Raw genomic sequence first — 14,745 nt, forward strand, 5'->3', positions numbered from 1 at the left:
TGATTACTTATATTAGGCAATTGCATACGTTCTGAAATTCAGCATTTTTACTTTGCCGGAATCCAGCAGATAAATCAGGTTTTCTAATATATTTTCTTTAGAATGATAATTTAACTGAATCGAAAGCTCTTCAATCGTAGAAGGTTTTTTAGTCAGTATGTTTAAGATTTCTCCTGAAATATTCTTCCCGAAAATCGATTCTTTATTTTTCTCACAAACAGAGCATTTTCCACAGTTTTTAGATTTTCTTTCTCCAAAATAAGTGAGTATGAGTTTCATTTTACAATATTCATTGTCTTCTATGTAAAATTTCATTTCTTCCCATTTCTGGATTTTGTTTTTCTGAATATGTTCAAAAAGCTTCCAATATTGTGAATTGTTAAGTCTTTCATCGCGTGGCTTCAAAAATTTAATACTTGATAAAGCGCCATCGATGTATTCAACATAGCCTTTCTGCTGAAGTTCTTTCAGTCTTTCTTTGATTAAATGTACACTTACACCAATCTTGTTGCTCACCTGTTGTTCGCTGAACATTACCTTATGTGCTGTGATTCCCGAGACAGTACGCAGCATAAGTTCAATAAAATAAGAGTCTTTGTGAGGAAGCTGATCTATTTCGTCCGGCTGCATTAAAAGTTGTAAGGAAGAGAGACTTTTATGGTCGTTGAAATAAATAATTTCCTGGTTATGAAGGAAGTTGAGAACGTTCTTAATTTTCGCAGAAGACAGTTTGGTAAAATTCTGTATTCCTGAAATATTCAGCTGGAAAACCTTTTCAGGCAATTCAAATTCTGCCACCTGAAAGATAGAGTAGAGGTAGGTAAGAATTTTTAAAAATTCAGCTTTATTTGGAGTTTGATTCTTTAAAATGTCATCAAAATTCGAAAGTTCCTGTTTATCCCACAGTAAAAAAGCAAAACTTTCCTGTCCGTCTCTTCCGGATCTTCCGATTTCCTGGTAATAATTTTCAATGGAAGGAGCAGGAGAATAGTGAATTACGAATCGAACATTATCTTTGTCGATCCCCATCCCAAAGGCATTGGTAGAAATTAAAACATGGCCGTCACTGTTGTTCCAGATCATCTGCTTGGCATTCTTTTCTTTTGTGGTGAGCCCGGCATGAAAAAAGTCTACATTCTTCAGTTGATTTTTATGAAGAAACGCACATAGCAGCTCGGTTTCCTTTCGGGTTCTTACGTAAACAATTCCGGATTGCTTGTTAAATTTTAAAATATCATAAATCTTCTGAAATTTATCAGAGACTTCCTCCGTAAAAATTCTGATATTATCACGTTTAAAACTTTTCTGAAATACCTGCGGATCTTTAAGTTCAAGCTTGGATTTTATTTCATCCAAAACTTTTGGTGTTGCCGTTGCGGTTAGCGCCAAACATGGAATTTTCGGATTGTTTTTCCTGAATTCTTTAATATTCTGGTAGCTCGGTCTGAAATCCTGTCCCCACTCTGAGATACAGTGTGCCTCATCTACAGCGATGAACGAAAGTTGAATCTCTTCAATGTTCTGAAGAAATTGTTTATTGGTCAATCGTTCCGGAGAAATGTAAAGCATTTTTGTTAAACCTTCCTTGCAGCGGTCATAAATGCCTTCAGCATCGTATTCATCCAATTCGGAAGATAAATATTCTGCTTCAATTCCTCTGGATTTCAACTGGCTCACCTGATCTTTCATCAATGCTAATAGAGGTGATATGATAAGGCAGGTTCCTTCTTTCAATAATGCGGGAAGCTGGTAACAAAGGGATTTTCCCGCACCTGTTGGTAAGAGAACCAATGTATCTTTTTCATTGATAACGGAATCTATAATAGCCTCCTGAGCATCACGAAAAGTATTGTAGCCCCAAAAATATTGTAAGGTTTTAAATTTTAATTCTTGAAAATCTTCTTGAGAAATCATGGGATAAAATTAACGAAACTAAACTGACAAAAAAAGCCACGCGGTGCGTGACTTTAGATTTATTCTAATAAAATTATAATTATTTTGCTTCAAAATATACTCTTCTGTTGGCTCTGTTTTTCCATTCAGGGCATTTTGTAGCCGGATTACACTCAGGATATTTAAGGTCTTTTTCTCCTCTTCCTACTGCGTTTAATTTGTCTGACTTAACTCCGTTTTTAATTAAATAATTTTTAACGTTGTTTGCTCTTCTTTCAGATAATTTTTGGTTATAAGTTTCAGAGGCTCTTGTATCGGTTGTTCCGATTACGGTATAAGTTCCGCTGGAAGAGTTGATATAATCAACTGCGTTGTTCAGGATAGGTGTGTTTGACGGTAAAATTCTGTCTGAATTTAAATCAAATTCAATACCTTCCAGTTTGGTTTCTTTTTCGTCAACAGCTCCTCCTGTTACAGGAACCGATGTTACGACCGGACAACCATTGTTTTCCACTGGTCCTGGAACAGTTACACATTTGTCATACAGATCAATAACACCATCCAGATCTGTATCAAGCGCAACACCTGCACCATCCACTCTCGCTCCCGCAGGAGTATCAAGCTGTCTGTCCCAATCATCGCATACACCGTCATTATCAAGGTCTCCTTTTTTGCAAACTTCAATATCCTGATTTTTATTAGCCAGTACATCAAGTTTATAATACATTTCCTGAAGCGGATCATGCCACATTAGATGAGATTCATGCTTTCCGAGCTTTAAAGAAACTCCGATTGTTGCATTAAAGAAATTGTCTGAAACCTGTTCTTCACGTTGATTGATGGCACTGTATTTATCGCCACCTCCGTCAAATTCGTCGTCACCTGTAATAACATACATCACTCGGCTTTCGATGTCAATTCTGTTGTTCACCTTAAATTTAAGACCGGCTCCGGCCTGTGCAAACATAGAGCCTAGTTTGAAAGGCTTAAGCTCAGTAACCAGTCTTTGTCCGTTCTCATCTTTTTGATATGCGCGATAAGCGAGTGTACCCAAACCTGCGTACCCATGTAATGCCCATCTGTATGGAGAATGGTTGTCTACTCTTCTGAACAGATTTGAGAAGTTTACATCCCCTAATAATGAGATGGCATCGTATTGGGTTCTTGCTCCTACCTTCTGATTGGCAGATGCATTAGCAGGAGCGTCATTTTTTGTATTAAACCATCCTTGTCTTGTTTCTCCTCTATCATATTGTAAATTGATTCCAAAAGCATGAGTAATTGCTTTATCGATACTCAAATAGGCAGAATATCCAAAAAGATTTTTACCGTTACCGTTTTTTATAGAGGTCAGGTCAGCAGATTGAACCAGCGGTACGCCTGCACCGAATGAAATTGCCCAATCGTTGAATCTTCTTGATTTATTTGTAAATGGAGAAATATTTGCAGAGCCAGAGGAGAATGTATTAGGATACTCTCCGTTTGAAGCTACAGCAGTCGAGTCTTGTGCAAAGCCTGCTGTAGGAACAGCTAATGCTAATGCGACAATTGCTAAACTTAATTTCATAGTGTATTTTTATTATTTAGTTAATTAAATGATCATTACTTATTAGTAGGACATCCCTGATTTTCAACCGGTCCCGGAACAGTTACACATTTGTCATACAGATCAATAACTCCGTCCAGATCCATATCCAATGCGACACCTGCGCCATCTACTCTGGCACCTGTAGGAGTGTCAGGCTGTCTGTCCCAGTCGTCGCATACGCCGTCATTATCTTTATCACCTTTTTCGCATACAAGTAGCTCAGTATCTTTGTTTTCTAAAATATTGGCTCTGTAATATGCTTCCTGCAGAGGGTCGTGCCATGCAAGATGCGATGAATGCTTGCCTAATTTGAAAGAAAGTCCCAGATTAACCGTCCACATATTATCTGATCTTCTTTTATTAATCATATTATATTTAGGGATTGATGAGCTGGGATCATAGTCGCCGGAATCTGCGTACCCGCCACCGTCAAATTCGTCATCACCGCTGATGATATACATTGTTCTTGCTTCAACATCAATCAATTTGGAAATTTTGTATTTCATTCCTATTCCAAACTGGAAATAAGATGAATTAAGTCCTAATTTCTGATTCATAAAAAGTGGAATTCTTTTAGGATTAACGCTCCAGCTGTAATCTTTATTGTCATGCAGTGAAGTATTAAAACTCATGAATCCCATACCTGCATATCCATGCAATGCCCATTTATAAGTAGAATGGTTATCCACTCTCCTCAAAATGTTTGAAAAATTCAAATCACCCATAAGAGCGATCTGATTATATTTCGTTTTTGCTTCTGCTACTCCTGCAACAATACCTTCAGCTCCTTCCAGCTGTGCTTTTTGTGCTGTTTCACCTCGCTGATAAATTAAACTGATGCCTACAACATGATTGATCTGCTTGTCTAAACTTACATAAGAATTGTATCCCCAATTGACCTTTTCGTCCGTGATTGACTTGAGGTCTGAATGTACCATAAATGCAGCACCTCCTCCCACAGATACAGACCAGTCGTTGAACCTTCTGGCTTTATTGTTGAAAGGCAAGACATTAGCGGAACCTGAAGAGAATGTATTGGGATACATATTATTTGAATTGACAGCAATACTATCTTGTGCATAAGTTGCAATAGGCAAAATAGCCAATAATAATAAACCTAATTTCATACAGTATGTTTTATGTGTTTTTTAGATAAAATCTTTTAATAATATTCTGGAAAATTCTCTTTCAAAAAGATTTTTTTGGTGAGGGATTTCTAATCTTTTTGAGATAAATTTTATTCCATTAAACTTTACGATATCAATATCAATAATTCTGTCGGTATAGCCTTCTGTTACTGCTGAATCGTTTATTCTTCCCATTTCCTTTTCAATACCTTTTATACGATTAAGAAGCTGAATCGGGGAGAGTTTCGTCAATATTATTGCTGCAATATTACAAAAAATATTGGAACTTTCAAATTCCACAGGGTCAGATGTTAGAAATTCGCTTATGCTTATGATCTCATTTCCTGCATCTTTGAGTTTCTCCAGGGCGGTCTCAAGGTTTTTTTTTTGATCTCCTAAATTACTTCCCAGTAACAAAACGACTTTATGTTGCGACATATTGAAAAATGATTGATTTTATGAAAAGCTTTTTTAAAAATGTACTGGCAAATATAGTGGCTATTGTCATATTATGTGTCGTGTTTTTCTTCTTTTTCATCATCATGCTGGTCTTTAGCGCGATGGGAAATGAGAAGTCTGTAGTCGTAAAAAAGAATTCCGTTCTCACTATTAATTTGAAAACCAATATTATGGACAGTCCTACAGAAGAAAAGAGAGGATTGTTTGATATCAGCGATCAAAATAAAAATGTTCTGATTTATGATGCTATCGAAGCTATAGCGAAGGCTAAAACTGATGATAATATTAAAGGGATCAGTATAGAAGCAGATTATATTAATGCAGGAGTTACACAGATCGATGACCTCAGAAATGCCATCGCCGATTTTAAGAAAAGCGGTAAATTCGTGTATGCCTATGGGAATGCGGTTTCTCAGGGAGCCTATTATTTAGGATCTGTGGCGGATAAGTATTATCTGAATCCTTCCGGGATGATTGAGCTGAAAGGCCTTGCTACGGAAGTTACATTCTTCAAAGATTTCGCTGATAAATATGGTATTGGTATTGAAGTGATCCGTCACGGAAAATTTAAATCTGCGGTTGAACCGTTTTTAAGAAATGATATTTCCCCGGAAAATAAGGAGCAATTAAGCACTCTTCTTAATGATATCTGGAGAAATACATCTTCAAAAATGGCGGCTTCCAGAAAAATTGATACCGCAGCATTCAGAACTGTAGTAGACAGTTTATACGGGATGATTCCTGATCTTGGGTTAAAATATAAGCTTGCAGACAAGCTGATCCAGAAAACAGAATACGATCAGTTAATTAAATCAAAATTAAATGTAAAAGAGAACGAAAAATTAAATAAAATCTCTTTAGGAAAATATATTGCTTCATATTCTGATGATGATGAGTCTGGAGATAAGGTTGCTGTTTTATATGCTTCAGGATCGATTTATGGTGGAGATGATTACAGTGATATTCACTCTGAAAAATATATCAAATACATTAAAGATCTTCAAGATAATGATAAGGTAAAAGCTGTTGTATTCAGGATTAATTCTCCGGGAGGAAGTGCCAATGCTTCTGATGAGATTCTTTTTGAACTTCAGCAACTGAAAAAGAAAAAACCTTTGATTGTTTCTTTTGGTGATTATGCCGCATCCGGAGGATATTATATTGCTATGGCAGCTGATAAAATCTATTCTGAGCCTAATACACTTACAGGATCGATAGGGGTTTTTGGAGTTATTCCTTACTTCAAGGATCTCGCGAATAAAAACGGTGTCCGTTCCGATATTGTTTCTACGAATGCCAATTCTCAGTATTATTCTGCGTTAAACGGTGTAACCCCGTACGGAGTGAGCATGATTACAAGAAGTGTGGAGGGGACTTACAAAAGATTCGTTCATTTTGTAACCCAAAACAGAAAGCAGACCTTTGAACAGATTGACAGTGTAGGTGGTGGAAGAGTGTGGAGTGGAACGAGAGCAAAACAGATAGGCCTTGTAGACGAGCTGGGAACATTGAGCGATGCCGTGAAATTTGCTGCACAGAAAGCCGGATTGAAATCGTATGCCGTATCTTCTTACCCAAAAAGTATGACCCCTTTCGAGCAGATATTTAAAGACTTTAATCAGGATGAAATTTCCGAAAGAGTAATTAAAAATAAGATCGGAAAATCTAATTATGAAATTATGCAGCAGATTGTAGAAAAGAGAAAACTACAGTCTGAAGTGAAAATGGAAATGCCTTACCAGATTAAAATTAACTAAATCATATTGTGCAAAGAAGCGGCGGATTTGAATTTCAAATCCGCCGCTTTATTTTTTTAATTGGCTTAAAAATTAGCTTTTCTTTGTCAGCATTGCGTAGAGCCAGAGAACGATTAAAGCTCCTCCGATTGCTAAGATCCAGCTTCTGAAGTTCCAGAATGAATCTACGTCTCCCCAATGAAGTACATAGACTCCGATTGCTCCTCCGATAAAAGCGCCAATGATACCCAGAATCATAGTGATAAGCATTCCACCTCCCTGTTTTCCTGGCATGATCGCTTTAGCTAGTGCTCCGGCCAATAGTCCGAAAATAATCCATGTTAAAAATCCCATAGTTGCATTTTTTTAATGTTAATATTTGATGATTCGATTCAAAAAGATTTATCTCTTCTTGAAAAATGAATCTACAAACTCTGTACCATTAAATAACTGCAAATCCTGCATCTTTTCTCCAACACCAATATATTTTACCGGAATCTGGAATTGGTCTGAAATACCAATTACGACTCCTCCTTTTGCCGTACCGTCTAATTTAGTTACCGCTAATGCATTTACCTCCGTCGCTGCTGTAAACTGTTTAGCCTGTTCAAATGCATTCTGGCCTGTTGAACCGTCAAGAACCAGCAAAATTTCATGAGGTGCATCCGGAATTACCTTTTGCATCACTCTTTTGATTTTTGAAAGCTCATTCATCAGATTAATCTTGTTGTGAAGCCTTCCTGCCGTATCAATGATGACAACATCTGCATTCTGAGCAACAGCGCTCTGTACCGTATCAAAAGCTACGGAAGCCGGATCTGAGCCCATTTCCTGTTTTACAATAGGAACGCCAACTCTCTGGCTCCAGATGACAAGCTGATCTACTGCAGCAGCCCTGAACGTATCTGCTGCTCCTAATACAACCTTTTTTCCTTCTGATGTAAATTGATGAGCCAGCTTACCAATAGTTGTGGTTTTTCCTACGCCATTTACCCCTACGACCATAATAACATAAGGTTTTTTGGAAGCGTCAATATTTCCTGTTCCGGCATGAGGATTTTCTAGCAAAAGCCCTGAAATTTCTTCACGAAGAATTTTATCTAATTCATTTACATTTACATATTTGTCTCGAGCAACGCGTTCTTCAATTCTTTCTATGATTTTGATGGTTGTAGATGCACCGACATCAGAGGCAATGAGTATTTCTTCAAGGTCATCCAGAACTTCATCATCTACCTTGCTTTTACCGACAACGGCTTTTGTCATTTTTTCGAAGAAACCCTGACTGGATTTCTCCAATCCTTTATCTAAGGTTTCTTTTTCTTCTTTTTTAAAAATTTTTTTAAACCAACTCATCTCTATGAATTACGGAATTTTATTAATTAAAGATAGAAGCTGGAGAATGGAAGTCTGAAAATTCTACAATTTTGCACCAACTTCCGACCTTCAGCTTTCTGGCTTCCAGCTAGATTAACAAAGATAACAAAAAAACTACCCAAAAGCTGAGTAGTTTTTTATATTGTAAATAAAGTGTAGATTATTTTTTCAAATAACCTTCTACTTCGTCTGCATTCATTACTTTTTCTTCGAAAACGTAAGCTCCTGATTTAGAAGACTTTACCATTTTCACCACTTTAGTCATCTTTTTAGACTGACCGCTTTGTAGGGTTGCTACTACTTTCTTTGCCATGGTAAATTATATTTTAATAATTACTTGATTTCTTTGTGAACGGTTACTTTCTTAAGAACAGGATTGTATTTTTTCAATTCCAATCTTTCAGTTGTGTTCTTTTTATTCTTTGTAGAAATGTATCTAGACATTCCTGGCATACCGCTTTCTTTATGCTCTGTACATTCAAGGATTACTTGAACTCTGTTTCCTTTTTTTGCCATGATTCAATTACTTTTTAATCAATCCGTTTCTGGTTGCTCTTTCAAGAGCTTCCTCGATTCCAATCTTGTTAATCACTCTCAATCCATGAGCTGATACTTTCAGTGTTACGTGCTTATCTTGCTCCGGAAGGTAAAACTTCTTCTCCAATAAGTTAATTTCAAAACGACGCTTCGTTTTGTTATTAGCGTGAGAAACGTTGTTACCAACCATTGCACGCTTTCCTGTTATTTGGCAAATTCTTGACATATCTCGATGTTCTTATTTGTACTATAATATTTGAGAGTGCAAAATAACGAAGAATTTTTTAGATAGACAAATCTTTTAGGAAATTATTTATAAATAACTTATTGATATTAACTTCAAATAACTTTCTGTTTTTATCCTGTAACTTCCTTTTACTCTAGCTTTTCTTTGTTCTCGCCTGAAACCTTTTAATTAAAAAATAAAATAAAAGAAATCCAAGGGCGAAAATTGAAAATCTTGATAATAAATCTCCGGCTTTTGTGTAAAATGTCATCTTATCATAGAGATTCACTTTGGCAAATAAGGCTGTTTTGTCACCGTAAAAAGTATCTTCAATGATTTCTCCTTTTGCATCAATATGAGCAGAAATTCCACTGTTGGCTGCCCGTGCAATTTCTCTTCTCGTTTCTATCGCTCTGAGTCTTGCATAGGATAAAAGCTGTTTGTGACCTTCTGAAACTCCCCACCATGAATCATTCGTCATGATTCCTAAAAAGTTGGCTCCCTTTTTTACATAATCACCTGTAAATTCACCATAAATACTTTCATAACAGATAATCGGTGCCATTTTTCCTTTATTAAAAGGATTGCCGAAAGCGACTCTTTCTTTGTCTGTTCCCAATGAAGCAACTGTTCCACCAAGGTTCAGCATGGCATCTCCTAAAAGTGGCTTTAAATAGCTCATATAAGGAAATATTTCAACGCCAGGAACTAGTTTTCCTTTATGATATACCTCAACATTTCGGTTGGGGATTACCTGGACGGCGGAATTAAAGCTTTCGACCCAAAGTCCGGGATTTAATTGATAAGCTTCTTTCGGCAAATTTTCTTTGGAAGTATAAAATTTATGCGAAGAAATTCCTGTTGCGAATACAGAACCAGGATGGTTTGTTAAAAATGATTTAAGGTTATTTAAAATCAGACTTTTTTCAAATGATCTCTCGGAAATTGAACCTCTTCCCGGAAGAGCTGTTTCAGGGGCGATGTAATAATCTATTTTGCCTTTTGAATTTTTTTCTGCCAGATCCAGGAGATCACTTTCAATGACAAGACTATCTTTAGAATATTTTTCAGCATAAGGGTCAAGGTCAGGCTGAAGCATCAAAACATTTACAGTTCCGATCGGTTTTTCATTAAAATGATTAAATTTAATAATGGAAATAATCATCGGAACGATAATCAAAGCAGCAACAAGTGAACTGTTTCTAATCAGATCTTTTCTTTTTCTTCCGGCCTGCCAGATTCTTAAGGTATAAAAAATCAGAACATTAATGAGTAGTATCCAGAAACTTCCGCCGGTAGCACCCAGCGTGTCGTACCATTGAATCAGTTTCGGGTAATCTGAAAATACATTTCCCAGATTCAGCCAAGGCCAAGTAAATTCCCAATTCAGATGAAATTTTTCAAAGCTCATCCAGATGGCAATGAAAAACGCTAATCCCCAATACGTTCCCTGCGCATTTTTGTACCAGTGATAACATTGGAATACTAATGAATAAAGAAGTGAATTAACCAGTACAGGAAATACAACAGCTAGTAAGGAGTGGCTTCCATCCGGATTTTTAGCTCCGTACAGCCAGCCGGTAGTCACAATGTTCCAGATGACAAAACATACGTAGGAAAGGCCGAAAACCACCCAGCTTTTTCTCTTATAGTCTGAAAATTTTGAAACGCCATGTTCCATCATCAAAAGAGGAACAAGGGCAAAGAATATAAAAAACGGAACCCCATAAGTAGGCCACGATATCGACAGCAGCATTGCTGAAATGAGCGTAAGTAAAACGTATTTCATTCAATTGATTTAACACACAAATTTAAGGCTTTTGAAATGAAAAGAAATGCAATTGATGTTAAAGAAATCTTATAAAATTCTTGTTTACGAATTAATACCGTGAATTATCCGTTCAGTTCCTTTGCGCGTTTTTCAGCATCCAGAATTCCGTTTTTCAGGATTTCTTTCAGGTTGTTTTCATTAAATGTTTTGAGTGCTGCTTCTGTTGTTCCGCCTTTTGATGCGACATCCTGAATGAGCTCTTCCAGGCTTTTATCGGAATTATTAATCAGATGATAGGCTCCCAACATGGTTTGTTGAACAAAAAGTTTTGATAAATTTTCGTCGATGCCCATTTCAACTCCAGCTTTAATCATGGCATCAACGATATAATAAAAATACGCCGGTCCGCTTCCTGAAAGGGCTGTCACAGCATCTAATAATTCTTCGTTTTCAAGATAAACGGATCTTCCTGTTGAATTTAAAAGTCTTTCGATATTAATCAGTTTACCAAAAGAAATTCCATCTGCTGAAGTATAGCCGGTAATACCCATTCCCAGAAGAGTAGGAGAGTTGGGCATCGCTCTTACAACTAATGGGTGATTTAATAATTTCTGAATTTTCTCAATTTTAACTCCTGCCATGATTGATAAAACCATCTGGTTTTCATGTAACTGAAACCGGAAGTTTTCGGCAACATTTTGGAAATCCTGAGGTTTTACGGCAATAATAATTAAATCTGAATCCAATTCTTTTACTTCATTAAAAGTTGAGATTTTTGACTTAGGAAATTCTTCTGATATTTTTGAAATTTTAGTTTTGTTTCTTGTTATCAGATGCAAATTTTCAGGTTTTATCAGCTCGTACTTTAAAAATGATTTAGAAAAAGACAGACCCATATTTCCGGCTCCGAGAATAGCGATTTTCATGTTTGTGTTGTTTTTTATATTAATCTTTTAAATACTTTCGGAATGTTCGTGAATATTTATCATTAAAAGTAATAAAGTGTATATTTTTAAAAAATATTTTGCTGGGCTTTTTATCGAATTTACCGGTCGCATCATAATTTTTGATGACTACTGTTTTTTCGTTAACTTCTAAAATGTCACCAATTGAAAAGGTATATTTATCTTTTTTCCTACCTTCAACAATGCAGTGAAAATCTTGCTTTTTTATTGATTTAAATAAAGACTCGAAATTTTTTAAAGAAGTGTTATTTATAATTTTTTGATTGAATGTAGTAAGTCCTTCTTCCAAAAATATTTTCTCAGATGTTTTTTCTAATTTACTGTGCCGGAATCCTGATATTCTATTTAAAGGTATCAGTTTAATCCCGTCTAAAGTAAAGTTATGGGATTCATGAAGCATTAAGAAATCATTAGAAAATTTAAGAATAAAACCTGACGTTAATTCTTCTGGACTATCCTCGAAAAAGTAAACTTTTACATAATGACTTTTTTCAAGATGTTTTTTAACAAGTTTTTGAAATTCCTTATTTGTTAAATCTTGTGACATGATAACTTATATTAAATAATATTTACTTCTCGTTCAAGTTCAATACCGAATTTCTCCTTTACCGAATCTATAATTTTTGTTGAAAAATCATAAATTTCCTGTCCTGTAGCTTTTCCTGTGGCGTTGATAATTACTAGCGCCTGTAATTTATGAGAAGCCACATTTTCGATTTGTTTTCCTTTCCAGCCGCATTGTTCAATCAGCCAACCGGCCGGAACTTTTACGAAATCTCCATTGGTGTATCCAGGAATATTTTCAAATTTTTGCTGTAGTTCTTCGAACTGGGTCAAAAGAATGGTAGGATTTTTAAAAAAGCTTCCCGCGTTTCCGATTTCTTTCGGATCCGGTAATTTACTTTTTCTGATATTGATAACAGCTTTGGAAATATCCTGAATAGTAGGATTTTTAATGCCTAAATTTTCCAGTTCAGAGGTTATAGCGCCATATTCTGTTTTTATTTTGTGGTCTTTTCTGGTTAATTTAAAAGTAACCTCAAGAATCACATATTTCCCTTTTCCTTCCTGCTTAAAAACAGAATCTCGATATCCGAATCTGCATTGTTCAAGATTGAAAGTTTCCAGTTGAAGGTTCTCAAGATTGAGGACGGTACAGCTTACAAAAGTATCTTTAATTTCCGTTCCGTAAGCCCCGATATTCTGCATGGGTGAGGTTCCTACATTTCCGGGGATTAGAGAAAGATTTTCCAGTCCGCCATAATTTTTATTCAGGCAAAACATCACAAACTCATGCCAGTTTTCTCCAGCCTTTGCTGTAACCAATACTTCATTGTCACTGACAAATTCTTCGTGAATTCCTTTGAGATTAAGCTGAATGGCTAGTCCGTCGAAATCTTTTGTCAGTAACATATTGCTTCCTCCGCCTAAAAAAAGCAAGGGTAAAGTGCTCGTTTTTGAATAGTTCAGCGCTTCTATTAATTCTTCTGTAGAATGAACTTCCGCAAAGTATCTGGCTTTTGCGTCAACACCAAATGTATTATATGGTTTTAATGAAAAATTTTCCTGCATTCGTATTATTTAAACAAATTCATTTCGCCTAATTTAAAATAAAATATCAGCAATAAAAATAGGTAAGAAATTTCTATCCCCAAATTTATTGCTGATAAATAATTCTGTTTTCAGACTAAAGACTGAATTCTAACTTATATTGCTCAAGTGCATCTTTTAAAATTGCTGCACTTCTTTTCAGATCTTCTTCTTTTAAAACGTATGCAATTCTTACCTGTTTTTTTCCAAGCTCAGGATTGCTGTAGAAACCGCCGGCAGGTGCCACCATAATCGTCTCATTCTGGTTAGAATATTTTTCAAGGAGCCATTGTGCGAATTTCTCGGTATCGTCTACAGGAAGTTCAGCAACACAGTAGAAAGCACCTTTTGGTTTTGGGCATATCACTCCGGGAATAGCATTCAAAAGATCAACTAAAATGTTTCTTCTATGCGTGTATTCTTCTCTTACAGATCTGATATAAGCTTGATCGTCCTGGTGTGCAGCAGTAGCTGCAATTTGTCCTAAAAGCACCGGGCTTAGCCTCGCCTGTGCAAAAAGCATAGCTGCATCATGAATTTTTTTGGAACGTGTAATCATACATCCGATTCTTACGCCGCACATTGAGTAACGTTTTGATTCTGAATCTATAATGATGCAATTTTCAGCCAGTTCAGGGAAAGCCAGCATCGAAATTTGCTGTTTTCCATCGTACACATATTCTCTGTAAACCTCGTCTGAAATAACAACGATGTCATATTTTAAAGCAATTTCTGCCAATTTCTGAAGTTCTTCACGGGTGTAGAGATATCCTGTAGGATTTCCCGGATTACAGATGACGATGGCTCTTGTTTTTTCGGTAATTTTTTTCTCAAATTCTTCAATCGGAGGAAGCGCAAAACCTGTGTCTATGGTTGAAGGAACCGCTACCACATTTACGTTAAAAGTACTTGTAAAACCGTTATAATTTGCATAATATGGTTCCGGAATGATTACTTCATCGCCGTCATCGCACAATGTGGAAATAGCGAAATTAAGAGCTTCGGAACCTCCGTTGGTAACGATGAAATTATCTGTTGTAAGGTCGTTAAAACCTAACGAATGATAATATTCTGTTAATGCTTTTCTGTAGTCCAGATTACCTTCAGAAAGAGCATATTCCAATACTTTCAGATCGATATTTTTTAAAGCATTCAGTGCCGTTTCCGGTGTTTCGATATCGGGTTGCCCGATGTTCAAATGATAGACTTTTATTCCTTTCTGTTTCGCTTTAAGGGCAAAAGGAACCAGTTTTCTTACCGGCGAAGGCGGCATGTGCAGTGCTCTGTTTGAAATATTCGGCATTGTTCAAAAAATTTGTATGGCAAAAATAAGATTTAATTTGTCAATAATACAATAAAGCGATGAAGAAAGAGTTTTATATGGCTTTACGTTAACGGCTTCTTTGGATAAATCATTCTGCCTTTAATAAAGTCTCTTATTATTGCTTAATTAATGGTAGTTCGTTTCTGTATTAT

General features: G+C 36.1%; 15 protein-coding genes. 1 reads left to right on the plus strand and 14 read right to left on the minus strand.

Annotation, left to right across the window (positions count from 1 at the left end; genetic code table 11):
- Window positions 1–12 precede the first annotated feature (12 nt).
- From BLR30_RS01935 to folK, 4 genes are all read right to left on the minus strand, one after another.
- The gene (locus tag BLR30_RS01935) at window positions 13–1,914 is read right to left on the minus strand and encodes a RecQ family ATP-dependent DNA helicase (RefSeq protein WP_089853897.1); all 1,902 of its coding nucleotides are present in this window, start codon (window positions 1,912–1,914) and stop codon (window positions 13–15) included.
- 79 nt (window positions 1,915–1,993) lie between these two features.
- Complete coding sequence (locus tag BLR30_RS01940; RefSeq protein ID WP_089853900.1) at window positions 1,994–3,460, minus strand: OmpA family protein; 1,467 nt, start codon at window positions 3,458–3,460, stop codon at window positions 1,994–1,996.
- Window positions 3,461–3,495: 35 nt separating this feature from the next.
- Window positions 3,496–4,608, minus strand: coding sequence for an outer membrane beta-barrel protein (locus BLR30_RS01945; protein WP_089853903.1), 1,113 nt, complete (start codon window positions 4,606–4,608; stop codon window positions 3,496–3,498).
- 21 nt (window positions 4,609–4,629) lie between these two features.
- Window positions 4,630–5,046 (minus strand): 2-amino-4-hydroxy-6-hydroxymethyldihydropteridine diphosphokinase, encoded by a 417-nt coding sequence (gene folK, locus BLR30_RS01950; RefSeq protein ID WP_089853905.1) that lies wholly within the window; start codon window positions 5,044–5,046, stop codon window positions 4,630–4,632.
- Window positions 5,047–5,066: 20 nt separating this feature from the next.
- Between folK and sppA the strand changes: the two genes are divergently transcribed.
- Window positions 5,067–6,824, plus strand: a complete 1,758-nt coding sequence (sppA, locus tag BLR30_RS01955; RefSeq protein ID WP_089854609.1) for a signal peptide peptidase SppA — start codon at window positions 5,067–5,069, stop codon at window positions 6,822–6,824.
- 72 nt (window positions 6,825–6,896) lie between these two features.
- On the opposite strand, the gene BLR30_RS01960 is transcribed toward sppA, so the two are convergent.
- The 10 genes from BLR30_RS01960 to BLR30_RS02005 form a co-directional block, all read right to left on the minus strand.
- Window positions 6,897–7,157 (minus strand): GlsB/YeaQ/YmgE family stress response membrane protein, encoded by a 261-nt coding sequence (locus BLR30_RS01960; protein WP_089853908.1) that lies wholly within the window; start codon window positions 7,155–7,157, stop codon window positions 6,897–6,899.
- Between the two features lie 48 nt (window positions 7,158–7,205).
- On the minus strand, window positions 7,206–8,159 hold the full coding sequence (ftsY, locus tag BLR30_RS01965; RefSeq protein ID WP_089853911.1) for a signal recognition particle-docking protein FtsY: 954 nt from the start codon (window positions 8,157–8,159) through the stop codon (window positions 7,206–7,208).
- Between the two features lie 181 nt (window positions 8,160–8,340).
- A complete protein-coding gene (locus BLR30_RS01970) occupies window positions 8,341–8,493 on the minus strand; it encodes a DUF4295 domain-containing protein (protein WP_089853914.1) in 153 nt (50 codons plus the stop codon).
- A gap of 20 nt (window positions 8,494–8,513) precedes the next feature.
- Window positions 8,514–8,696, minus strand: a complete 183-nt coding sequence (gene rpmG / locus BLR30_RS01975) for a 50S ribosomal protein L33 (protein WP_027379950.1) — start codon at window positions 8,694–8,696, stop codon at window positions 8,514–8,516.
- Window positions 8,697–8,703: 7 nt separating this feature from the next.
- On the minus strand, window positions 8,704–8,943 hold the full coding sequence (gene rpmB / locus BLR30_RS01980; RefSeq protein WP_029294538.1) for a 50S ribosomal protein L28: 240 nt from the start codon (window positions 8,941–8,943) through the stop codon (window positions 8,704–8,706).
- A gap of 154 nt (window positions 8,944–9,097) precedes the next feature.
- Window positions 9,098–10,732: an apolipoprotein N-acyltransferase gene (gene lnt / locus BLR30_RS01985; protein WP_089853918.1), complete on the minus strand. Its 1,635-nt coding sequence runs from the start codon at window positions 10,730–10,732 to the stop codon at window positions 9,098–9,100.
- A 104-nt stretch (window positions 10,733–10,836) separates the two neighbouring features.
- Window positions 10,837–11,640, minus strand: coding sequence for a pyrroline-5-carboxylate reductase (proC, locus tag BLR30_RS01990; protein ID WP_089853922.1), 804 nt, complete (start codon window positions 11,638–11,640; stop codon window positions 10,837–10,839).
- Window positions 11,641–11,659: 19 nt separating this feature from the next.
- A complete protein-coding gene (locus BLR30_RS01995) occupies window positions 11,660–12,226 on the minus strand; it encodes a hypothetical protein (protein ID WP_089853926.1) in 567 nt (188 codons plus the stop codon).
- Window positions 12,227–12,237: 11 nt separating this feature from the next.
- Window positions 12,238–13,257, minus strand: coding sequence for a UDP-N-acetylmuramate dehydrogenase (gene murB / locus BLR30_RS02000; RefSeq protein WP_089853929.1), 1,020 nt, complete (start codon window positions 13,255–13,257; stop codon window positions 12,238–12,240).
- Window positions 13,258–13,366: 109 nt separating this feature from the next.
- A complete protein-coding gene (locus BLR30_RS02005) occupies window positions 13,367–14,572 on the minus strand; it encodes a pyridoxal phosphate-dependent aminotransferase (protein ID WP_089853931.1) in 1,206 nt (401 codons plus the stop codon).
- Between the last annotated feature and the right edge of the window lie 173 nt (window positions 14,573–14,745).

Source organism: Chryseobacterium taeanense, from assembly GCF_900099685.1.
GTDB lineage: Bacteria > Bacteroidota > Bacteroidia > Flavobacteriales > Weeksellaceae > Chryseobacterium > Chryseobacterium taeanense.

Excerpts from the sequence above, each read along its gene's own strand:
- BLR30_RS01935 (WP_089853897.1), bottom strand. The coding sequence starts at position 1,914 with ATGATTTCTCAAGAAGATTTTCAAGAATTAAAATTTAAAACCTTACAA.
- BLR30_RS01940 (WP_089853900.1), bottom strand. The coding sequence starts at position 3,460 with ATGAAATTAAGTTTAGCAATTGTCGCATTAGCATTAGCTGTTCCTACA.
- BLR30_RS01945 (WP_089853903.1), bottom strand. The coding sequence starts at position 4,608 with ATGAAATTAGGTTTATTATTATTGGCTATTTTGCCTATTGCAACTTAT.
- folK (WP_089853905.1), bottom strand. The coding sequence starts at position 5,046 with ATGTCGCAACATAAAGTCGTTTTGTTACTGGGAAGTAATTTAGGAGAT.
- sppA (WP_089854609.1), top strand. The coding sequence starts at position 5,067 with ATGAAAAGCTTTTTTAAAAATGTACTGGCAAATATAGTGGCTATTGTC.
- BLR30_RS01960 (WP_089853908.1), bottom strand. The coding sequence starts at position 7,157 with ATGGGATTTTTAACATGGATTATTTTCGGACTATTGGCCGGAGCACTA.
- ftsY (WP_089853911.1), bottom strand. The coding sequence starts at position 8,159 with ATGAGTTGGTTTAAAAAAATTTTTAAAAAAGAAGAAAAAGAAACCTTA.
- BLR30_RS01970 (WP_089853914.1), bottom strand. The coding sequence starts at position 8,493 with ATGGCAAAGAAAGTAGTAGCAACCCTACAAAGCGGTCAGTCTAAAAAG.
- rpmG (WP_027379950.1), bottom strand. The coding sequence starts at position 8,696 with ATGGCAAAAAAAGGAAACAGAGTTCAAGTAATCCTTGAATGTACAGAG.
- rpmB (WP_029294538.1), bottom strand. The coding sequence starts at position 8,943 with ATGTCAAGAATTTGCCAAATAACAGGAAAGCGTGCAATGGTTGGTAAC.
- lnt (WP_089853918.1), bottom strand. The coding sequence starts at position 10,732 with ATGAAATACGTTTTACTTACGCTCATTTCAGCAATGCTGCTGTCGATA.
- proC (WP_089853922.1), bottom strand. The coding sequence starts at position 11,640 with ATGAAAATCGCTATTCTCGGAGCCGGAAATATGGGTCTGTCTTTTTCT.
- BLR30_RS01995 (WP_089853926.1), bottom strand. The coding sequence starts at position 12,226 with ATGTCACAAGATTTAACAAATAAGGAATTTCAAAAACTTGTTAAAAAA.
- BLR30_RS02005 (WP_089853931.1), bottom strand. The coding sequence starts at position 14,572 with ATGCCGAATATTTCAAACAGAGCACTGCACATGCCGCCTTCGCCGGTA.